Origin of the sequence: Fibrobacter sp. UWH4 (genome assembly GCF_900142475.1) — a bacterium.
Classification (GTDB): domain Bacteria; phylum Fibrobacterota; class Fibrobacteria; order Fibrobacterales; family Fibrobacteraceae; genus Fibrobacter.
In genome coordinates, this window is the sequence record NZ_FRAY01000001.1 from 538,040 (window position 1) to 562,154 (window position 24,115).

Annotated in this window: 9 protein-coding genes; 5 read left to right on the top strand and 4 right to left on the bottom strand. The window is 43.0% G+C overall.

Annotation, left to right across the window (positions count from 1 at the left end):
- Positions 1-41: 41 nt before the first annotated feature.
- From BUA93_RS02180 to BUA93_RS02195, 4 genes are read right to left on the bottom strand one after another with little or no spacing between them, the layout of a single operon-like run.
- Complete coding sequence (locus BUA93_RS02180) at positions 42-1,490, bottom strand: GAF domain-containing protein (protein WP_072977007.1); 1,449 nt, start codon at positions 1,488-1,490, stop codon at positions 42-44.
- The gene (locus BUA93_RS02185; RefSeq protein WP_072977009.1) at positions 1,483-2,997 is read right to left on the bottom strand and encodes a TolC family protein; all 1,515 of its coding nucleotides are present in this window, start codon (positions 2,995-2,997) and stop codon (positions 1,483-1,485) included. Before BUA93_RS02185 ends, BUA93_RS02180 begins: the two co-directional genes overlap by 8 nt.
- On the bottom strand, positions 2,994-3,800 hold the full coding sequence (locus tag BUA93_RS02190; RefSeq protein ID WP_072977010.1) for an efflux RND transporter periplasmic adaptor subunit: 807 nt from the start codon (positions 3,798-3,800) through the stop codon (positions 2,994-2,996). The genes BUA93_RS02185 and BUA93_RS02190 overlap by 4 nt, the downstream gene beginning before the upstream one ends.
- The gene (locus BUA93_RS02195) at positions 3,797-5,413 is read right to left on the bottom strand and encodes a carboxypeptidase regulatory-like domain-containing protein (protein WP_083597082.1); all 1,617 of its coding nucleotides are present in this window, start codon (positions 5,411-5,413) and stop codon (positions 3,797-3,799) included. The genes BUA93_RS02190 and BUA93_RS02195 overlap by 4 nt, the downstream gene beginning before the upstream one ends.
- 206 nt (positions 5,414-5,619) lie before the next feature.
- On the opposite strand from BUA93_RS02195, the gene BUA93_RS02200 reads away from it, so the two are divergent.
- The 5 genes from BUA93_RS02200 to BUA93_RS02220 all read left to right on the top strand — a co-directional run bounded on the left by BUA93_RS02200 (position 5,620) and on the right by BUA93_RS02220 (position 24,107).
- The gene (locus BUA93_RS02200) at positions 5,620-5,928 is read left to right on the top strand and encodes a DUF3467 domain-containing protein (RefSeq protein WP_072977014.1); all 309 of its coding nucleotides are present in this window, start codon (positions 5,620-5,622) and stop codon (positions 5,926-5,928) included.
- Positions 5,929-6,474: 546 nt separating this feature from the next.
- Positions 6,475-7,374: an Rpn family recombination-promoting nuclease/putative transposase gene (locus tag BUA93_RS02205; RefSeq protein ID WP_072977016.1), complete on the top strand. Its 900-nt coding sequence runs from the start codon at positions 6,475-6,477 to the stop codon at positions 7,372-7,374.
- A 218-nt stretch (positions 7,375-7,592) separates the two neighbouring features.
- The gene (locus tag BUA93_RS02210) at positions 7,593-8,825 is read left to right on the top strand and encodes an FISUMP domain-containing protein (RefSeq protein ID WP_139257676.1); all 1,233 of its coding nucleotides are present in this window, start codon (positions 7,593-7,595) and stop codon (positions 8,823-8,825) included.
- A gap of 69 nt (positions 8,826-8,894) precedes the next feature.
- Entirely contained in the window at positions 8,895-9,614 is a 720-nt protein-coding gene (locus tag BUA93_RS02215) for an LEPR-XLL domain-containing protein (RefSeq protein ID WP_139257678.1), read from the top strand.
- 135 nt (positions 9,615-9,749) lie between these two features.
- Positions 9,750-24,107: a calcium-binding protein gene (locus BUA93_RS02220; protein WP_072977021.1), complete on the top strand. Its 14,358-nt coding sequence runs from the start codon at positions 9,750-9,752 to the stop codon at positions 24,105-24,107.
- The last annotated feature ends 8 nt before the right edge of the window (positions 24,108-24,115 follow it).

The following is a 24,115-nucleotide window of genomic DNA, read 5'->3' on the forward strand; positions in this document are numbered from 1 at the left end:
CGCCTCTCTTGTTTTCTATCGCTGTCAAAAATTGTCGTGTCTTACCACCAAAGCTTTATTCTTAAGTAATCAATTGCTTCGTGCGAAATAATCCACCAGAGCGTCTTTTTCTCAGATAAAATCTTTGCGATGCCGGTCATGCCCGGGCGGAACCACGAGGGAGTCTGGCGCACGAATTCGCCGCGTACGGCAAAGGTGTTCTCTTGCTCCTTGACCTCGGCTGTGGGGCTTATACGCTCGGTTCTAAAGCGGTAAACGTAGTCGGGGCGGCTCTTGATAGCCAAAAGGCCTTCGCCGCCTAAAGTCACGTTCTTGAGTTCGCCTTCGGGCACGTTGATTTCGACATAAATGTTTTCGATAGAGGCAATCTGGAACAGTTCGCTGCCTTGGTTGACTGGGGCGCCGATTCGCTTTTGCAAATCGCCTTCGATAATGACGGCGCTATCGACGTTGACAGTCACGTTTGACATGGAAAGCTTGTAACGCACGGTTTTGAGCTTTGCCTGCGTCTGCGAGAGCTTTGCCTGGTAGATACGCATGTCGGCCAGTTCGCGGGCGGCCTGTGCTTTTTGTATTTCGCGGCGGCTATCCTGTTCCTGTGCCATCAAGTCGGCTTCTTCGAGCTTGAGTTCTGTCTGGTTCAAACGCAACAGCGTCTGGCCCCTGTAAATCACGTCGCCCGGCTTTACGAACACGCTGTCGATATAGCCGTCGTAGGGCGCGGTGGCGTAAATAATCTTGTCCGTCTTGAGGATGGCGGGGGCGCTCACTCGGTAGGGGAGCGGATAAAGCGTTGCAAACAGCACAAGCCCAATACCCAGAATGCCGAAAAATTTGGCCCAGGTATGTTCAAAGCCCAAAAGTTTGGCGAGCGCCTTGCGCATTTTGCGGGCAGCCCTTGCTCCAAACCAGTTGCTCTTTTGATAAAGCTCTAAAAGCCTTGCGCTGCACAAAGACGAGGCCAGGTAAATCTGTTCGGTTTCAAGGTCGGTAAAGGGCTTCCCCTGGCGTTCGCAGGTAATGACGCCGATAACTTCTTCGCCGTCTTTGGGCGAGGTGCGAATAGGAACCGAGAGCAGATTTTCGCAGTGGTGTTCCTTGCTGTATCTTTCGTGTGCAAGAACGGTCAGGTTGTCTTTGACCGGCGGGTACAAAATGGCGGCGTCTTGTTCGTAGGCCTCTTCCATAAGGCCTTCAAGGTCCTTGACCACCTGCATCTTCTTTTCAAAATGGTCGGTGTGGCTGATTGTCTTGAGCCGAATGTAGTCATGCTTTAGCCAGCCAAGGCTTACGCGTTCGGCGTGGTGCTTGTCGGCAATTTGCCCCACCAAGGCGAGTGCTGCGGTCTTGAATTTTTCGCAGCCCATGACGCTCTGTGCAATTTCGATTACCTGGGTCAGTTGGAGAATCTTGGAATTGGTTCCTTGCAAGGCACCCTGCAAGGCTTTGATAATCTGGTTTGTTTCTAGCTGTTGCGCGGGCTTAGTCATGTAACAAATCCTCGCGGAGAGAAAGTTTCCCCTGGCTCCACTTTTCAAGTCCTGTCTGCATTAGTAGCTTGCCTCTGGCGCGGGCGAGCCGTACATCGATAATGCGGAGCATTTTCATGTTTTCCAGGTGCTTTTGCCTTGCTTCGCGCAGGTCTTCTTCCATTTCGAAAATCTGGTGGTAGTTGCTCTTGCCCAGAGCCAATTTCTTGAATTCTTCTTCCAGTTCCTTTTTGTGGTAGGCTACGGCCACTTCGCCGTATTGCCACTGGTGCCGAATTTCTTGAGAGCGGGTCTGCAGAATGCGGTATTCTTCAAACAGCCTGTTCTGAATCAGACTAAGCTTGATTCTTGCCGAATGCACATTGGCGCGTTCCGAGGCAATCTGGTGGCGCTCATGAATGTTTGCAAACAAGGGAATGTCGATCTCGATTCCGCCCGAAATCACGGTTTGGCGCCTTTCGGGGTCCTTGAAGTTCGAAACGGCGAGCTTGGCGTTAGCGTTCCTGCTACGAATGCCGTAGCTTCCGATAAGGTCCAGCGTGGGCATGGCATTGGTCTTGCGGGCGTCCAGTTCTTCTTCGCGTAAGTTGAGTTCTGTGCTTTGGGCCAGGTAACTCGGGTGTATCAGGCTAATAGAATCTAGGAACGAGGCGGAATCCAGCGTAATGTTGGTGTCCAGCGTGGTGTCTGGTCTAATGGAAACCGGGCGCAGGTCGTGCAACACTTCGGGCGATGCAATCATTAGCAAAAGTTCGAGTCTTGCGTTGCGCAATTGGTCTAGCGCTTCGATACGGGCATTTTCGCGGTCCGAAAATTCAGCGACCGTCTTCTGGTAATCAAGCATCGAAACAAGGCCTAATTCCATGCGCTTTTTCGCATCTCCAGATATTTCGCTTGCCACGCGGGCCGATTCTGTTGCAAACTGCAGGCTCTGTTGGGCAAAATGGTAATTCCAGTAGGCGTTGCAGAATTTTTCGAGAATGTCGCTCAAGGTTTCGCGGTACTTTTGGTAGGCGAGTTCCTTTTGTAGCTTGGCTTCGCGAATGTTCTTGGTCGGGGCGAAGAACATCATGCCGTCTTTGAGCAGGTGTTGCCTGAGTTCTGCGCCAAAATAAAGTTCCGAAGTGTTGTCGCTGTGGGTGTATGTGGCCTGGTTAAAGCCAACATCGTATTCGGTGCCTGTAGGTAGTTTGCCCCGCACGCCAAGTTTGTATTCGTCTTTAGTCTCGGTAAACAGGGCGCTTGGACGGTCACCGCGTTCCTTGTTTAGTCGACCAATCAAATGCGGTTCAAAGTCGCCGTATGCACCGGTTGCAAGTTCCGCATTCGAACGCCACAAAAACTTGGCTTCTTGAATGTCGGCGTTATTCTTGACAACCGTTTCAATCGCTTTTTTAAAATCAATAAATAGCGAATCTTCGGCGAGCACAGGCTCTGCAACGGGCTCTTGCGCAAAGGCAATACCTGCTGTACAAAATAGGGCTGTCGCAAAAGAACGCAAAATCATTTGAGGTAAAGTCTTCCTGTAACGCCCGGTTCCACGGAACGGTCGGAATTATCGAAAATGACCTTGACGGTTCTGAGTAAACTCGATTTGTCTACCACGGGCGATACGAATTCAATGGTGCCGTTGCGGGTGCGGTTCTTGCTTGCACCATCGAGAGAAAGTTTTACCTTTTGGCCGACTTTAAGGCCATGTGCCTTGTTGGCTATAATGTAGGCGGTCATGCGGCAGGTGCGTACGTCTGCAATTTCTACAATCGGTTCCAGGGCTTCGACGCTTTCGCTGTTGTTCTTTTTGATGCTTACGATTTCGCCGTCAAAGGGGGCTGTCAGGTACATTTTCTGGAGCTGGGCCTTTGCCATGCGGTATTCCAAGGTGTCCTTGGCCTTGGTGACCTTGGCGGCATTCCAATCGGCTCTAGAAATGTCGAAGTTCATCTGCTTTTCCCAAACATCTTCTTGACTTACCGAGTTGCTTGTTTCGTACAGTTTCTTGATGACGTAGTAGTCGTTCAGGTAAGTGTCCATTTTTGCCTTAGACGATGCAATGCTCGAATAATCGTCGGCAATAATCTTTGTCATGTGTACGCGAATTTCTTCTTCGGTCTTGATCAGGTTCATCAAGGTGTCGCCCTTGTGGACGAACGCGCCTTCTTTAACCCAAATGCTATCGATTTTCCCGGGAACGGTAAAGCCGATTTTAGCTTGGTTAATGGGTTCGGTGACGCCGTCAAAGGTTGCGCATGCAAAGCTAGCAAGCGCAAGGATTGTTGCGGTAAAGCACTTGCTCATGTTGGACTTACTCATGTTGCGCTACTCGAAGCGGGTGCGGTGCTGCTAGAAGATGCTGCCGTTGCGTTGCTAGAAGACGATTCTGCCGGAGCGCTGCTTGAAGATTCTTGACCTTCGCCCGGTAATTCAAGGGCCGAACTGCTTGATAAATCAATGAATGGTTCGCTGCTAGAAGATGTTGCGTTATTCACAGAATTGGCGCTGCTTGAAGAGCTTGATTCCGAAGAACTGCTAGACTGTGGTGGTACGACAAGTTCTGTTCTCAAAGAGAAATTTTCGGCGTACATACCGTTCTTTGCGTAGATTGTAATATTGAATCCGACGCTGTCACCTTGCTGTCGATCTTGCAGAATTTTTTCGTTCATTTGTACGAACACGGTGTCTTTCTTGACCCATGCCTTGGAATTGGCGTAAAACCCGTTGCCGTACAAAGTCCTCTCGACATCGCTGCAGTAATTCCATTGAATGCGGTCGGTGTTTTTGTCAAGTTCTTCGGAAAATTTGACCCACATGGTGTCTTCTGTACCGAATGATGCCTTGAATTTGTTGTTGCTTGGCCAGACGTTGCTAGTAATTGCATAAAGTCCGCGGTCTGTTGTAAAGGCGGAATCTCCGCTAAGAACCATTTGGATGCGGTTGCCGGAATTTTTTTCGTAGGCGACAATGCTTACGACGATTTTCTTTTCTGATGGGAATGCTTGATCGTGTTCCAGGAACAGCGTGTCGTCTTTAACAATTGGCTTAACATACAGCTTACTTGTGTCTGCCGATACGTTTACAGTCAGGTTGCTGGAATGGATTTTTTGGGCGAATACGTAGTAGGGCTTTACAAGGGTGGATACGTTGCCGTAGCCAATCATGTTGTTGTCCATCACGTTCGAGGCAATAATCTTTTGTTGCTGTGGAATTAGGGTGTCTTGAACAAGGTAAGCACGCCCGATATCACGGGTGCCGCCTGCGGTAAGCTTGGGAAGGGCAACACCGTAGAGTTGGTAACGTATGTTCTTGTAGGTGTAATCAGTTACGTTCAGCACAAGGCCCGTGTCGGCGGGCAACTTCTTAAAGGTGAATTTGCCCAATGAGTCGGTTTTTGTTGCAAAGGTTTTCGGAAAAATATTGATGTAGCTCGAATCAATGTGCGAAAGGCTTAGTGTAAGACCTGAAACAGGAATCTTTTTGCCGGAACCCGGATCGTTAATGTAGAGCTCGCCTGTGACGGTGGCGTTGAGAGGGCTCAAACGTACGACAGCCGAGGCGCTTGCGACCACGCCTTCCATACGGCTAGATTCGTTGGTGCTGGAAACGTCAAAAACTTTTGGCGTATAATATAGTGTGTCCTTTTTGTTGATGCTAATGTAATTGAAAGTGAATGTCCTGGAACCGTACGGCAGGTTGTTTATATAAAAGTTTCCGTTTTCATCGGTTTCGGTGGTGTCTATGTCACCATCGTTATCGAGATAAGAAATCTGTGCGCCTTCCAAAGCAAGCCCGGTCGATGCATCGATAACCATACCCGAGAAAGTCCATTTGGAGTATTCTGAACTTTCGGAATCTGTTACGGAACAGGCTGAAAAGTAAGAGGCTGTCAAGAGAGCGGCAACAGCAATAAACCAATCCTTTTTTATCATTGGACCTCCGGTAACTCAACATTCCCAAAAACGTGGCGAATTTTAGAATTGTTTATATAAAATGTCAAGATGCAAAATTGAATACCTTGTATGTTTAATTTTACACGTTGTATAAGTTTTTTGTAACAATTTAAGCGGTTTGCTTTTGTTAAATTTGACCCTGCGTTTTTGGGAGTGCACTTTTTACACAATTGGAGGCTTTCTGTATGGCAGAAAATACGAACGAAAAAAATGAATCTGTTGCCCAGCCCGAAGTTATCTGGAATGATTCTAACATGAAAAGTCTTTATGTGAACGCCACCAACGTGGTGGGCGGCCGCGAAGAAATCATGATGCTTTTGGGCCTGAATCAGGCTTGGAACATGAACCAGGGCAAGGTGAAGGTTGACATCGCCGAACGCGTGGTCATGACCCCGTACACCGCAAAGCGCCTTGCCGTTATGCTCGCCGCCACTCTCAAGGCTTACGAAGCAAAGTTCGGCCAGATCGACATTGGTCTTCAAAAGAAAGACTAAAAACACATTTACAAACGTCATTGCGAGCCCTGTAAGGGCGAAGCAATCCATACTTCTTGCCATGGCTCTTGTCTTCTATAGGGGGGAGGGTTTAAAGAGTTGGACAAGGTTGCATATTGGTTTTATCCAATAGAAAATTCCTATGCTGAGTACGCTTCTGCTGATGATGGGTATACAAGTTATTCGGATAAAGTTATGCATACGAATGTATCGCATAAAGAGAATGGTCTTTCAGTCCGCTGTGTAATGGTTGAATAACCATCACTTTCAAACTGTAAAATTTTAAACAAAAAATCAAAAACTAGGCATTCCGTACGGAATGCCATTGAGGGTTATTATGTCCAGGCATAGCGTGCTAAGTGAGTGTCGCGGCAGACCGCTTGCGGGCAGACATGACCGAGTGACGCCGCGGACGGGCTGTTTTTGTAAAAAGAAATAAATTTTTCGGGAAATCGGCATTGAGAGTCTGAAAAATACGTGTATAGTATAGATAGGGGCAGTTCTCTATTCGCGAAAACCGACGCGTTTCGGTAGCAAGATGAAAAAATGAGTGCAAAACGCATTCCTTTTGAACAGCTCCCCATTACGAACAGGTTCATGTTTGCAATGGTGTTTGGCCACAAGGAAATTGCAAAGCCGTTCCTTGAGGCTGTGCTTGGCATTAGGATTCACGAGCTCAAGGATCCCGAGCCCGAAAAGACTATTGACGTAAGCCCGTTCTACAAGGGTATCCGCTACGATGTCTTTGTAAAGGAAACAGGCCCAGACGGAGAAGTCCTCCGCAGTTTCGACATTGAGATGCAGATGGAAGATAACGTGGACATCCCCAAGCGGACCCGTTACTATCAGGCTATGTGCGACAGCGAGGCGCTGAACAAGGGCGAGGTTTACTATAAGCTGAATGATCTTTACATTATGTTTCTGTGTCCCGAGGACATTTTCGGGCAGGGAAAAGCCGTCTATAGGTTCAAGAATCTCGAAGTCGACAACCCGAAAATTGAATTGGGGGACCTCTGCTACAAAAATTTTTATATATTCAATAAGTACCGCGACGTCGCCGAGAAATCTATCAGGGAGTATCTGGAGTACTTCGCGACAAGGAATCCGAGTTCTCCAGAAACCAAGAAGATTGACAGGATGGTGAAGTGGTACCAGACGGACAACGAAACGAGGAAACGCTATATGACTTGGCAACAGGAAATCGACATCGCTGTAGACCATGAACGCCAGCGTGCAAATGATGCGGAAAAGCGCTTTTATGAGGCGAAGGACCGTGCAAACAAAGCTGAAGCTCGTGCCGATGAAGCAGAAGCTCGTGCTAATGAAGCGAAGGGCCGTGCTGACGAGGCAGAAGCCCGTGCTGACGAAGTTGAGCGCCTTGCGAATGCGGAAAAGGCTCGTGCTGACAAGTACGAGAAAATGCTTCGCGAACTCGGCAAGTTGTAATACCCTGTAATACGTAATTTTTGCAAAACGTACAAACTTGTAAATTTCTTACAAGATTTTACAGTTTTAATTCTGTAAGTAGTTTGTAATAAATTTTATCGTAAAAACACATATAAAGTATTTTTTTTGCGACTAAAAGTTCCCACTTTGGGGAACTTTTTACTATTTTTAGATTGGGTTAGGAGGTTTTGGTGGGATTTTACAACTGGAGGTCTTCTGTGAAGATTTTTACATTGCGTCATTCTTGGCCTGTCATTCTCGAAGCGAAGCGTAGGGAATCCATACTTCTTGCCATGGCTCTTGTCTTTGCTGTATTTACTGCGTGCGACAGCGGTTCCAGCAGTACTGACCCTGACCCGATTGCGGAAGTTTCGAGCAGTAGCGATGATATCCGCCAGTGCGAGGAACAGAGCGATGACTGCGACGATACCAGCTCTAGTAGCGGTGAAGTCTCTAAGAATTCTTCGAGTTCGCAAAAGATCGCCGATAAGGACAAGTCTTCTTCCTCGATTGAAGAGAAATCCTCTAGTTCTGTAAGTGGCAAGAATAGTAGTTCGTCTGTAGCAGAGTCGAGTAGTAGTGATTCTGTTAAAACTTGTACGCCTGATCAAGAAGGTTTGGAACAATGGTATTTTTTTACTAAGGAAACTTATGTTTGTCAGAATGGTGTATGGGTTCTCCAATCATCAAGTAGCGTTGTTGAAGAGTCCTCTAGTAGCAAATATTATGACATGAGCAGACAGTTTAATGCCAAACTCAGCTATGGTGAATTTACTGATCCGCGCGATAATCATGTATACAAAACGATTCGTCTGTATGACGATGTTACTGATACACTCACGTTTTTTGCGGAAAATCTGAATTTTGGTAAGATGATTTCTGGTGGAAATCAACAAGGTGATTCGACCAAATATTGTTATGATGACGATCCTTGGTATTGTGAAAATGGATGGGGTGGGCTTTATACCTGGGCTACCGCTATGGCTTTCCCCGCTGTTTGTGATTCTTCTCAAATGGGAAGTGATAAATGCCCGAATACGACGGATGAGTCTAGGAATACTCTTGTACCAAATAATTCGGAGTATGTTGTCCACCGGGGAATTTGCCCGGAAGGCTGGCATATTATGAATCGTGGTGAATGGGTGGCTGCTATTAATGGGCATGGGGCGATGAATGGTAGTCAATATCTTAGTTCGGAGGTTTGGAATGGAATCATGAAAAATCCGAGAGGTTTTTCTCTTTTGCCGGCAGGTTTGTATGATGAATACGGCGAATTTTCTCAAATTATGAAACAAGCTTTTCATTGGGTTCCTGGTGAGTCGTTCGATGAAAAAGCGAACTTGTATAAAGGCTTATTTGTTCGTGCAACAGATTTGGATTTGCAGCGAGATTCTAAAAATAGATTTATTAAAACAGCTGCGTTCTCTATTCGTTGCGTAAAGGATTATTGATCCTTTAGTATTATCCGTTAATTTTAAACAAAAACTGGGCTGTGTTTAAATAGCCCATTGGGAGTTATTATGTCCAAGAAGAACGTCAAAAAAAACAAGAAAAATTCTACCCGCAAGAACTACAAAATCGAAGCTCTTGAGCCTCGTTTGATGATGGATGCGTCCGCGGATAATTGGTTGGCCGAAAATGCCCTAACTCAATCAACGCAGATGAATTCTTTTGTTGATAATATTTGTGCTAGTTCTGCGGCTGGAGAAAATGATGTTTTCGAAGGTATAAAGAAAATTGATGGAGATAAGATTGAATCTGTAAAAATTAAGGATTTGATTGGTGCCCAAAGTATGGCATCTAGTTTGAAGTTTGGAAATGATTTTAAAAATATACATAATTATATTGAAAAATGTGTTGAAGAATGTCGTAAAGATGCGTGTGCTACAGAATGCTTAGCTTATCAAAATGCGGAAATCGTTTATGAAACTCTCTTGAAGTCTTCGAAATCAACGCCAGAAGAAATTAAGGCTGCCAAAGGTGCTAAGGATGCTTCCTGGCAAATTTATCAGAATAAACTAAAAACAGCTGTGGTTACGACGGATGATTTGTATACAAAACTGACTGATGCAAGAACCAAACCGGTAAACATTTCGTTTGCCAAGGATGGTAATGGAGCTATTGTTGTTGAATTTTCTGGAAACAGGACCTCTGTTGAACAAAGTCTGAATAGTCAGATAGTTCCTGAAGTAAGTGAAGAAACCCTTTTGGATGTAAAGTTTGAAGATAGTTATGTTTAGGAAAATCGTTATAAGTGGTCGTTTAAAATTGATGGTGATGTAAAAAATGGTATTGAACAACAATTTGCCGCTGCAACAGCGTTACATTTTAAGCAGGACCAAGGTGCTGGTAAAATTGATGCGAAATTAGGAACATTGGGCTTGTTGTCTAAAGTGGATACAGATGAAACTTTACCTGATTTTTCTGTTGTAGGCTCGTTTGTTGGTGGACAAAATATAACACCGAAATACGAGAAGGCTTATAATGTTGATTTGAATTTCGCTTTAGATAATGCGAATGGCTTGCTGGATAATAATCTGACTCTCAATAGCCCGTCGGACTTGTGCTTGAACGGCGTAGGAATTTCGTCGTTATCCAATGCTTCATGGGGCGTGAACGATACTTTGTTGTCGCAGATTAAGCATGTTCAAATGGGTGATGTGCTTAATACATTAAATGATATGTTACACGATTTGTCGATGGCGGCTTTAAAAAATGATGATCTTTTAAAAAATGATGTTCTTGACGGAATGCTAGATCAAAAGTCAACATCCTTGATTAATTTTTCAACGATGTTTGATCCAATAATCAAGTATCCTCCGAAATCGATGCAGGAATTGATGAATCGTTTGCAAGAATTGTCAAATATTTGGAATACGGGGTGTGGTGTTCCTTTGACTCCAATTCATGCAACGATATCAGAAAGTAATGGAGATTATACTTTAAATATTCCTTTTTTAATTTTTTCGGGCAATACATCTAAGGTTAGTTTGTCGAACTATTTCTTGAAACAAATTGTTAACGGAAAGAATAGCACGTATTTGGATAAAATTGGCTTGTCTGTGGTTGACAAAAATGCTCTTGATTATGAGAATTCGTCGCTGCTGTGCTTTAATATGGATATTGCTTTAACGAATCAAGGCCGTTTGATAATTGAAAAAGACTCAACATTAAAGAATATCTTAAATTACGATTCAAGTAAATCTGAAACCCTTTCTCAATTGGGAAAATCATATGCCGTTGTTGCAACTAGAGCTATTGCTGAAGAAATTGATGTAGAAATTTCTGAAGATATCGAAATATTGTTGAGTGATGGCAAAAAAAGTCAAAATGTATCTATTAAGAAAGGCGTTGTTGATAACAGTTCGATTTCACAAGACATTCTTACGGGTTTGTCGTTAAAAGATTCTGCAGCTTCGGTATACCATAATAGTGGTTGCTGTTTATTTGAAATTTCGCCAACTATTAGTGTTGATATAAATGTTGTTAGTGGAAAATCGCAGGAAATAGGAGTCCTTGGGAAACGATCTTTTGAAAAGTCGTATTTGTTTAACTTGATTGCCGGCAGTTCGTTAACTATTGATGGGAATACTTATACAGTAGAAAAATATAAAGAAAGAGATTTTGTTTCCTTAATTGGAGGAACTCTTAGTAACAAGAGTGGATTTAAAGTCTCGTTTGTAGAACCGGATGGGCTCGCTCCTATTTTGTTAATTCAGAATGAGTTAGATGATTTTTCTACTTTTGGAGGTGGTAAACTTTGTAGAACATTGATTTTGTATAGGAATGAACAAAATCATGTTGTTGAAAAAAATGAGTTGGCGAATCCTTTTACATTGACTTTTGAAATGTCAAGTTCTGTAGTGGATGCTTATTCGACTACCTCAACAAAGGTAAAAACATTTGTACTTAATTTTGAACCAGAAGATTTTGCCGCCTGCAATACAGGAGATGATGTAGCAAGAGTTGTAAATGAAAAGTTGTCTAGATATGTTTTAGTTGCTTCTAGTGGGAAACAGGCCGTTGTTGCTGAAATTGTTCATGAGGAGAACTTGAGTACAAAGACAACTTTGCAAAAAATAGTTTTTAGGTGCAGTGGGCCGTCTTTTAAGGTGACTGCTTCTGAAGATACTCTTGGTTTTGCAAAAAATACTGCGGTTAATTCGTCGTCTGATTCTATACGTTTGGATATCGATGGATCTATATATGATGTTAGTTTGTATGATTCTCTAAATGATGCGCTAGATGATGGGGCTGGTAATGACTTGACTATAGAGAATTTGGTTAAGATTATTCAGAAAAAAATTAAACAGAAGTATTCGAAGGATGTGGATATTGATTCCACAGGAACATCGTTTAAAAAGCTAAAAAAGATTGAAGGCTTGAATGGGTTTACGCTAGTTGATGCTTTAGGCTTGAATGATGGCGTTGATTCTTCTACGTCTGAAACGGAAAGACAAAAAATTGTAAAGCCTTTGGTTGCGATCTCAAATGTTACATTGCTGATGTCTGATACGATTAAGCCAAGTGCTTTGAGTGCTCATGCGAATATGGGTATGCTTGGCATAGATTTTACAGGAAAAGTCCATTTTGAGGCTGGTTATAAAAAAACGGCGTCTAGTTGGAATGATTTTTTGACAAGTAAACAGAAGATTTGGTCATATAACTCCTTATCAAATAATGATTTGAACGCAAATTTGTCTTCTGGGATGACGGGGACGGTTGTATCGGCAAATCTGTTCTCTTTTGATAATATCTCGAATGAATGGTTGTTCAGCCCTAATATTATTGATGGCTCGGTAAAGAATTATTATTCATCGTTCTCCAACTTGCAAATGTCTGATGTCGTTTTGTCGGTGTCGGATAAGTTGACTGATTTTCTTACCAATAAAATTGTTGATAATGAATTCTTGAAAAAGAATATCCCGCTGTTAGGTAAATCTGCGACGGACGTTTTGGGAATTTATGCAAAGGTTTCGGAACTGATTAGTGAATTGCAACGTAATACTCCGGCCACGTTGCAAGAATTGAGTGCTCGCTTAGAAAAGTCGCTTGGTGCAAAACTAGCGTTCTCCATAGAACGAACGGGTATTAAAGTCTCTTTTGATTGGACGAAAGATGTTGGTGGTAATAAAGTTGCCATAGGCAGCTTGGCTTTGGGATCCGATAAGGTTTATGTGGGTGGTAATGCAGAAGCGTATTTAAACGGTAATGTTCATGTCATATTGGATATGATTGTTAAACCGTCAAGAAATGCTGGTGGATCTCTTCTTGATGTTGAAATCAAGGATACCTCTTCGGTTGATTTTAAAGTTTACATGAAGGGAAACCCGCTTAAGTTTGATTTGTCTGTGTCAGGTGGTGGATTAAGTGCGTCGCTGCTGAAGGTCGTGAGTACAAATGATAATCCGAGCTATTTGAATATGATGGCTCACATGAATCTCAAATTTAATTTGAAAGACGATAAATTTGTCTTAGATAATACGACTGATTTTAGAATTGGTGGCGAGTTACATGTTGAATGTGCTGGGTTGAATGTTGGCTCGGTGAAACTTGGCGTGTATGGCGATGATTCGTCGACTATTGAATGTTGGGATGGAAATGAAAGTAATCAATCTGGGACTTTTGATATTGCGCGTCTGACGGATATCAATGTTGTATGTGATAAACTTGGTTTAAAAAGCGATTCAGCTAAAGAAAAAAAAGGAAATCTTGTTTTAAATCTTAATACAGCGAATATTGATTTTGAAAAATTCTCGTTTTTCCAAAAATTGAGGCTTGTCGCAGATGGCTTGAGTTCGGTATTGCGTAAGGCTCAACTTGGTGTAAGTAAGACGTTTGTTTCTGAATCTATTCGTAAAATTCCGATGGTCGGAGATGCCATTGTTGCTGGTGCAGATTGCTTGTCAGAATTGGATTCGAAATTTATTGAACCGTTCCGAAAGTATGTTTATGGAGATCATGAATTAGATGCGGGTGTAGTTGCTGAATACCTATACGATATGTTGTCTAATGCAAATCTGTTGAAGAATTTAGATAAATGTAGTGAATCCAGTAAGATTGCTTGGGCCGGCTCTGTATTTGATAAATATTTCACGCGAGATGAAAATAATGGTGTCGTTCAGTACAATTATGATGCTCAAAAAGGATGTGCTGAATGGCATGTTTGTATTGGAGGCGAATATACATTAAATGCAAATGGTGATTTTGATATAGGTTTTTCTGGGTTGGGCTTAAGAGGTGAAGGTGGTGTAGAAACAAAATTTGAATGGAAATGGAATATTGGCTTTGGTATATCGAAAACTGAAGGTGCTTATATTCTTCTTTCAAATGGAACCGATGTCGATGACTCGTCAAAAAAGATAAAAGCGGATGGATTTAAGGTAAAGGCTAACCAAGATTCCGATTCTGATGATAAGACGAGTAATGATGTTGATCGTTACGAGATGACAGGTGATGATATTGAGCTTACGCTGACAATTACACCGACTGCTATAGCTAATGCCTCGCTTGGTTTTTTGAACGCTGATGTTAAAGTGTTGTCAAACGCACAAACCTTGCGTTTGGGTGTTGATTTGAATGATGGTAAGAATGGTTCTGATAGCTTAGTGGACGATAAACGTACCGATAAAGGTAAGGATTCTAAAATAAAGATTTCTGATTTAGGCAAGGCGCTTTCTGTTGAGGCGAACCTAACGGGAAATGTTGACTTTGAGGCGAAATTAACTTTAGGCTTGGATTTGAGTTCAACGGGAGTTTCAATTGGATTCCCGGAACTTGGGGCTAATTTCGAAATGAAATGGTCTGCAGAATATGGCAATATTGCTGGTAAATTAAATTCGCTTGGTTTTAACAGTATTTACTTAGATGCAGGCAGCTTTGCTGATAGAGTCCTCGGTCCGATGTTAGAAAAAATTAAGAAGGTTGTGGAACCCTTGCAACCGCTTATTGATTTCTTACAAATGGAAATTCCTGTTATCAATAAATTGCCTGTTGGTGCAAAGCATATAAAAATGTTAGACATAGTAAAGTCATTTGCAAAGGGTAAAGTTGATTTGGGCTTCTTAGATGATGTTGTTCAAATTGGCAATTTGATATCAAGTTACAAGAATTTGAATTTGAAGAAACTTGACCTTGGTAGTTTGGAATTGGTCGGTGCTTCTGTTGACTTTACGAAGGAATTAAATGGCCTCATTGATTTTAATGTTGGAAGTATTTCTTTAAAACCTGGTTCAGACCCAACAGCCAATGCGGCGGATGAAGCTCACAATGTGAGTGAAACGGAAAAATTATTCGGGAAAAATAATGGTACATATGGCTGGGCGTTCCCAATTATTCAGAGTCCAGCAGAACAAGTTATTAAGTTGCTGCTTGGTCAACATGCAGACCTTGTGACATATAGAATGCAACCGCTTGTCTTTGAAACGCAATGGGGCAAGAATTTCCCAATTGTCGGACCGCTCTGTGCCGATATTGGCTTTAATTTCGGTGCTGATATCCAGCTTGCCTTTGGTTGCGATACCTTAGGATTCGGAAAATGGAAAGATAGTCACTTCAAGGATTTCTGGGCCTTGATGGATGGCTTCTATATAAATGATTATGATGAAAACGGCGTTGATATTGCTGAAGTTATATTCCATTCGGGAATTACGGCTGGCGCAAGTGTTGGTGGTATTGCAGGGATCAATGTCGGTGTTGATTTGGATCTGAATTTGAATTTTGATGATCCCAATAATGATGGCAAGATTCGTTTGCAGGAATTGGCTCGCAATCTTTCACTGAACCCGTTGACAATTTTTGATGCCTCTGTAACGATGGAAATTGAGGCTTTTGCATACATCAATTATTTTATTGGAAGTGAAAAGTTTAATTTGTGGAAGAGTGGCGCCATAGAATTGTTCAATACCGATCGAGGAGATGCTGATGAACCGGTATTGACAACGGAACAAAATGGCGATGTATATATCAATATTGGCGATTATGCTGCTAAAAGAAATAAAGGTGATTTAAGTGATAATGCTGATTCAGTAACGATAAAAGTTAAATCAGCAACGTCATTTGATGTTACCTATAATGGCAAAACTCAATCTGTTACAATTGGGGAAAACCGTAGTCTTTATATTTATGCCGGTGAACATAATGATGTTATAAAATTTGAAACGGAAAATAGTGCCGTTGCTAAGTTTAATATCATTATCGATGGTGGAACAGGCAATGATGAAATCGATTTAAGTAAGGTTACTTTAAATGATTCTTGTATTGCTGTTGTAATTGGTGGTTTAGGTGCTGATATTATTTATGGTGCAAGTGGACGTAATTTCTTGTTTGGAGAAACGGTGCTTCCGTTGCAATATAAAAAGGATGATCAGGAGAAAATAGGAGATGTTCTTTGCGCTGAGTCTTACCCTGACGATGGCTCTGCAGAAATCAACAAGATTGTTGCAAATGGAACCAAGAAAAATGTGATTTTCGGTGGTGCTGGCGGCGATATAATTGTTGGTGGTTTGGGGGCAGACGTTATCTTTGGCGATGGTGGCCGGTATATCAATGGCATTGCGGATAGATATGATATATTTGAAAATGGCGGCGATGATATAATATATGGTCGTTCGGGTGAAGATTATATCATGGGTGGTGCTGGAGATGATACCATTTGTGGTGGCAACGATAGAGATTTCATTTTTGGAGGTCTCGGCAAAGACTTAATCTCTGGTGGTGCCGGTGATGACGAAATTGATGCAGGTGAAGGCGTTGATGTCGTCTTTGGCGACGCGCTTCCGCAGGGCATCAATGACCTTATCAAAAAGACCTTCCGGACAGGATACATTCCAGAAACATTGAGGACGGGTTTGTCGTTTAATAGTGTTTCTATAGCGCCCCAAAATATAAGTTCTTTCTCTTATACAGAAGCTGCTGTTTCGCAGTTTGGTAACGATGTGATTTATGGCGGCGACGGCTCAGATGTTATCTTTGGTGATAATGGACAAAATAATGGTGATAATGGTGGAAATGATAGAATTTACGGTGGCTCAGGAAATGATTTGATTGATGGTGATGCCGGAAACGACTATGTTGATGGTGGCATTGGCGAAGATGTGATTTATGGTGGCCAAGGCGACGATACTCTTGATGGCGGTGCCGATAACGACATTGTTTTCGGCGATGATGGCTTCAATGGAAAAAATGGTAAAGAAACTTCGGATCTTTTCGTAGGTAAGCCCTCCGATGATAATCAGAACAAAACATTTGGACAAAGTATAAGCAAATTTGCTAGAGAGTTCGATTATACCGCGTTTACAAAAGCTGTGGACAAGGGTGGAAACGATATCATTATGGCAGGAAACGGCAGTGATATTGTTGACGGACAGAGTGGTGAAGACACATACAAAGTCAAGATGATGGATAATGGAAACTTGGCTTACACCAATGTGATGGATTCTGGCGAAAATGATAAACAAGATTCCATGATTATTGATGGTACAGTCAATGCGGATGATTTCTTGATTCGTGCATCAACGGAAAATCTTGGCTTTGTTGCGAAATTACCATCGCAAAAGGATGCTCAAATTCAACGAGTCAATTTCTGGAAAAAAGACGATGCTTATTATGGAATTGAAAATATTTCGTTGAATGCTGGTGCTGGTAACGATAATATTGCTATTGATGGAACGTTGTCTACGATTTCTATTGATGCTGGTGCAGGCAATGATTACATTACAGTTGGTCAAATGTTCAATTCCGTCCGTGAAAGTGGCGATGTGAATAGTAATGTATTGCCGAAGGATTCTTTTGAAACCACGAAAAACGCTAAGGGATATTTAAGCAATGGTGTTGAACATTCCACGTCGATTGTTGGTGGTGAGGGTAATGATACCTTCAACCTGCTCCATAATACGGCCGCCATTTCGCTTGCTGGTGGTGCTGGTAAAGATACGTTCAATGTGGCGTTGTTCCAAGAAGTACATGATGATGGAACCAAATCAATTATTGAAAATGGTCCAGTTACTTTGATCGGTGGAGCAGACACTGATAAGATGAGCATTATCGGCAGTGATGGTGATGATACATTTGTGCTTTCTCAGGGGAAAGTTCTCGGTAATGGAATAGACATCTTGTCCGTAAGCATTGAGAATAAGAATGTTTATGGTGGCGATGGTGATGATTCTTTCTATGTGCTTGATTCTGTAGAAAATGAAGTGACCAAGCTGTACGGCAATAAGGGGAATGATAGTTTCTACAATGGTGGTGCTGGAACGGCAGAAGTTCCTGATATTACTGCAAACAGTAAAAATTCTGATCCGAATGCAATTGGTGTTGATTTTTACAGTGCCGATGGAAAAAATAAACTAGAACTTGCCAAGAGTACTCTTGATGAAGATGGTGTAAGTAAGACTGTTTATAAAATTAAACTGGATAAGGCACCAAAGGCTGGTGAAATTGTTTCTGTAACGATTTTTGCTCCTGGTGAGACCTCTGAAGCCTTAGAACGTGGTGATCGTGGAATTTGGCTTGCTTATAACAATGCAGATGGTGTGGAATGCTATTGCAAGTCTATAACTTATAAATTTGCGGCTAGTGCTGATAACTCTAATAATGTGCTAGCATGGAATTCCCTTGCCGATGTAAAATTGGTTGCTTTTGGCGACAGTGTTCGTGAAGGTGATGACTACTTCTCGCTGTTGCATAATGTGACGATTGAATCAACTGCAACAGATGCCACAGGGGATAATACGCTTTCTAATTTGAAAGATTGTAAAAATGCATTGATCTTCTTTAATGAGTTGGATAATTCAAATGGCTTTACGAACCAGTTCTCTGTAACAGATGAATATTTGTTGACGAGTACTGATGTTGCTCAAAAGTCGTTGACTTGTTACTTGAAGGCTTTGCCTGAAGAAAAAGATATTGTGGCATGGCTCGTGCATGATGGATCTCCGGTGACAATTCCTGTAAGTGATTTGACGAGAAATCAATCTAATAATGCATTGACTGTTAATTGCGAAACCATGCCGATTAATGGTGTTGATGAAAGTGGGAATCCTGTGGTATCTACAGCCTGCTGGCCAGTTGGAACGAAATTCTATTTCAATTACAAATCAGATGCGGTTTATGTTGAAGAATCGAGTGTTGTTCAAATGGCGAATAGTACAGATGGCATGACGGCTCATCTGATATATGTTCCGTTTGATAAATCCATAGGACAATATGATGATGAAAATGCGTGCGTGATTGTTCCAAAAACGCAACGCAATAATGCTGGTAACTATAGCTATTATTATGAAACCGCTGGTACTCAAATAATTATCTGTAGTGTGAGTACGGGTAAACCGATACAGATAAATGGTAATTTGTACTTGGCATGGACAGAACACGAAAATTCCACATCTGTTACAATTAAAGATGAATTAGATTCTTATAAGGAATCCTCAACTCAAAATATTAAGGATCGTCTCACAGATGATACCATTGCTGATATCAAGGGCCCCATGTATGAAGATGGTGCTGGAAAGGAAGCTTCCCTCGGCGATCATGACCTTCTGATGATTCATTATGGTGAAATACCTGATTATACAGAAGGTAGTGACGATGAACAGAATGGTATTAGTGATGTTGATAAGGCCGCACGCAAAGCTGCTGAAGAAGAGGCTGCCAAGTTCGATGAAGGCAACAGCAAGGACCGAATCTTTGTAAACAACCGTAATAATACTAAGGCCGGTGTGCAAAATGACCTTAACGCCTTGAACGATGTGGCCACATTTGACAATATCCTTATCGCCAAGGATGTTGATTCTGCATCGGTTTTGCAAAAGACAGAAGATGTCGTAAAACAGGCCGATACGGAATGGCGTGATTCCGATAAGCATTCCCTGCGCTTGGACCATAAGGATGCCGGGGCTTCGGTCACGAACCAGTTTAATTTGGGCAATATGGAGTATGCCGAAATCAATCTGGGCCAAGGCGTAGACCGAGTTGATGTACACAAGACTGTCTATCGTGAAGATGGCTTCCAGACCTTTACGGTGGTGAATAGCGGTAAGGGCGGCGATACCGTCAATGTGCACAGCTATGCCGAAGAAAAGTCCGATAAGATTGCGACATTGAAAAATCTGTCTGCGACGAACTATAATGGCTCTATAAAGAACGTTGTTGCGTACAATGTGTCTGGCTTAACTTTCTGTGAAGGCAAGTCTGCTGCTACATTGACTAGTGTTAAGAATGCCAATGCTACGGCTGAAAAGAATGGCCTAATTGATAGAAATAGGGTCTTCTTGAACGTCGAATTTTCTGATGGTACGCTTCAACGTCGTGAAATTGTGTTGGATGCATACGATATTACGAAGATGCTTTTGCTCAAGCGTGCGCTAACGCCTGTGGCACTGGGAGTTTCAATCGTTTCGATGTATCTGGCGAATGGTTATACGGGCGATGGCTTGCTGGTTGTAAACGCACAGAGCGGTAATGATACCATTAATGCTATGGGTGACAATGATGCTGATGGCAAGTCCAAGGTGACTCGCGAAGGCATGGTTGTAATTGGCGGAACAGGTAACGATACACTCAAGGTCAATACGAACGTAATCGCCTTTGGTGACCGTGGTCAGGTGATTTACGAGAATGAAAAGGGTGAGGTGGTTACCCGCCTGGGTTCGCTGGATGTGGATTCGTCTATTACCAAAGATGATGTCTTGGACCAGTACGATTACACGACTCCTTCGGCAAAGACCCAGAAAGTCAACGGAAAGGATGTTCCCGTTACCAACTATTATCAGACCGACGGTGTGGTGCGTGACCCCAAGTATATCCATTCTGTAAGTGAAAAGGTTGGCGGAACCGATACGATTATCGCCAATGGCGATAGAAATGTGGTTCTTGGCGGTGCCGGTGCCGATACTATTTCCCTGAATGGTTCTGATAACGTTGCTGTTGGTGATAATGGCGAAGTCAAGTTTGCTAATAGTGTTGTGGTCAAGAACGCTTCTGGCGATGTGGTTAATCATGTTTATGGTGATTCTACCAAGACTTACCTGAACTATGTGCAGTCTACGTTTGATGCAGATGGCGATACGGACACGATTACAACCAAGGATGGAAAGAATGTTGTAATTGGCGGTACCGCTTCCGACAGGATTGCTACTGGCAATGGTAACGATATTATTGTCGGTGATGGTGGCGAAGCTTATGTGGACCGCAATCGTGAAGCCCTCTTGGTGAGCAACCAGGGCCGTAATCTTGATGGTAATAGCGCGGGTTCCGATGTCATTAAGACAAGCGGCGGCGACAACGTTATCTTGGGCGGTTTGAATTCCCAGTCTAGAGACTTCGATTTCGTTAAGAATGAGCAGTCTGGAGAATGGGAAACGACCTCTGTTGACGAAAATAATGAAGACCTGATTGTGGCTGGCTCCGGCAAGGATGTTGTGTTCGGCGATAATGCCTATGCGTCCTTCCGTGGAAATTACAAGATGGTCGAAGAAAAGTTGAATACCAAACTTCCGACTTTCCAGACGGGTAATTCCAGTGAAGAAAAGAATATCTCTGATACTTCTATTCTGAGCTTCAACTTTACGGGTGATTCCGACAAGAAAATTACCCCGGAAATGGAAGCTGGTGTAGAATCCGCTAAGAACTGGAATAATATTTCGGGTCTTTTGTCCGGGACTTACGGTAATAATGACAATGAAATTGTCCGCTTTGATGACGGTACCCGTGCAAGCGCTATTAGCGTAAGCTACGGCGGTCATGAAAATCATCGTAACACGTCTACGGATTCCCGTATTAACCTGCAAGGTTACAACCATTGGCTCAATGGTGACGACGGAAATACGATCTTGATGAATTCGGGCCTTATGTCTACTGCGCCGAACCAGCAGTGCGGCAGCCTCTTGGAAGTGTCTGTCGATGGTCTTGCTCAGTATTACGAAAGCTACGATGTCATTGTTTATCTCGATATTCCGGATTCCCATTCTTCTGCAAACGAAAGTGTTCGTAAGATTACTTTGTCTACGGAAGATGGTAAGTTTACGAAGTCGTACTATATTGATGATAGGGCTGGAAAGACATTTAGTGGCTCTCTTGTCAAAGGTAACAACGAGACTGTTCAAGGCGCCATTAACGCTGTGAAATCTGATGATAAAAATGTTGTTCAGAACTATGTTGTCTTTAAGGTAGGCAAACAGTTTGCTGCAGATCGCATTATCATAACGGTTGAAGATGGTCTGCATCCTTACAGCTATAACGGCAAGGATCTGCCGGGAATTGCGGGTCTTCAGATTAGGGGCGATTTGCATAAGCAAGATGTAGCTGTTTCGACCGATATTGACTATGGTGGAAACGACGTGGTTGATACGAATGGCGGTGACGATATTGTTGTCGGCGGTACCGGTAAAGATGTCATTGTAACCTATGGTGACGAACGTTATAGCATTGACGATAATGATGTCGTTTATGGCGATAATGCTAAGTTGCTGTTTGCTGATCGTGATAACAACCCGGATACGGCAACGACGCTTACCAAGGCTGAATCCATTGTTGCAAGCAATCTTGCTGCAACATACGATGATGCAATCCGTACTGGTGATGGCAACGACGTTGTGGTGGGCGGTATCGGTAACGATGTTATCTTCTCCGGTGATGTCAAGGTTGATGATGGTACCGAAGAAACCGCAGGCCGCTTTGAGGCCGTGAAGGACAATGACGCAAACAAGAATACGGATAAGGTCAAGCTTGACAATCTGGATATCTTGAGCTTCAACTTTACCGCCAATAATAGCGGTGACGATGCACGCGTAGCTCATGGCGTTGCGGCTGGTGTTGTTGTCGATGACGATTGGCACGACTTCTATCGCAATGATCGTGGTGTCTTGATGTGCGACGACACTAAGGCCGGCTGGACTCAGAACTTGTATGAGGAAGAAGTTAACGCAATTGCCAATAACCATGCGTTCAATACGTTTGCTACGGTTGATGGTGTGAATGTCGACCTGTACGGTCGCAGTGAGCAGAATAACAATCCTCTGGGACTTTCTGCCTATACACAGAAAAATGTTGCCGAACTGGATGGCGATACTGCTAATTCTAAGATCTTCAATTTTTCCTTGGCGCTGCACTCTCAAGAAGAGATTGTTCTTAAACTGTCTGGTTTGAATAATTATCTTGCCCGTAAGGAAAGTGGCGAAACTAAGGGTGATCAAAAGACTTATGATGTCTATGTTTACCTGGGCGGCGATAATGACAATTCAGATACCTACAACTTCGTTTATGACGTATTCTCCGATTCGTATGGCGACTATGCGGGTGAACATCGTTATGTGAACGATTGGGTCGGTCACTTCTTTGATGGTGATTACCGTGAAGCCACTTGCACTGATGCAGATAAGGCTCGCGTGGTTGCTGAAAACGGCGTTACTCCCCGTGTCGAAATGATTGGCAACTATGTTGTATTCCGTGGTGTTACCGGCGATAAATTTACGGTGCATATCAAGAATTATCATATTCCTGGTTCTGATCAGTGGCCGAAGAACCTGCCCGTGATTACTGCTGTGCAGATTGTGACGGGTAAGGGGCGCTTTGAACTGAATGAAGATGGTAATCCGAAGACCAATAATGATGGCGAAAAGGTGAGAGCGAATGTTGCGATTGGCGGTGATCACGATAAGGATCTTGTCTATGGTGATGACGCTTATCTCGAATTCGATTTCGATATTCCGTATGGCGTCGGTGAACATATCAACGACTTCCAGAACCGTGTCGTTTCAGCCAACTCTATGGCAATTAAACATGACGATGCTGTTAAGGTTGATACGCGTGATATCATTTACACCGGAAAGGACCGCGATGTGGTTGTGGGTGGTGAAGATGCCGATACAATCAAGACGGGTGCTGCCGATGACGTTGTTGTCGGTGACAATGCCAACTTGATGATGGAACACAATAACCCGATTGGCGTGTTTACTCCGAGTAACGAAATCACGTTGGACGACCATACAATCGATACTTCTACTAAGGAAGATTACCTTGGTCATGACAATGTTACAGTTGAAACCATTCAGCGCAAGTATGATCCTAACTGGGGCAACCAGAACAATGGCTACTGGGGCTGGGGTCAGTATGGTTGGGGCTGGTATAGCAACAACAATAGTGCCCGCGGTTCTATTGAAGGAATCAAGGAACCTGTTGATACCGAAAATACGGGCCGCATGGACAATATCGTTGATAACGAAGGTAGTAACCTGCTGATTGAAGGCCAAACCAGTTCCGACGTTCTGTATGATCCGAGTGCATTTGAAAATCAAGATGATAATGGCGACAATCATGGCGATGATAATCAGCCGGTGAATGACAACGAACAGCCTGTTGATGACTCTCAGCCTGAAGAAGAATTGACTCAGGATGACGGCGTTATTAGACAGATTGTTCTCGATAAGAAGGATCAGGGCCGCGACATTTCTATCGAGGCTGGCGAAACTATCATGTTGGTCTTGACGGATTGGTTGGAAGGTAATCCTTGGTATCAACCGAATGTCCTTCTTCAAGTGGATCTGTTGAATGGCGATAATTTGAATCATTCACTTTTGGTAAGCTGGAATGATCATGCAGAACTTGTGACGTTCACTGAGAACTGCAAAAATATTGACATCCCTGATTCTGCAAATGTCGATGGTGAACACAAGATTGTTCTGTTGGTTTCATCCGAAGAAGATCTTAATTTCAAAGCGACTGTGACAAATTCCTAGTATAGTCC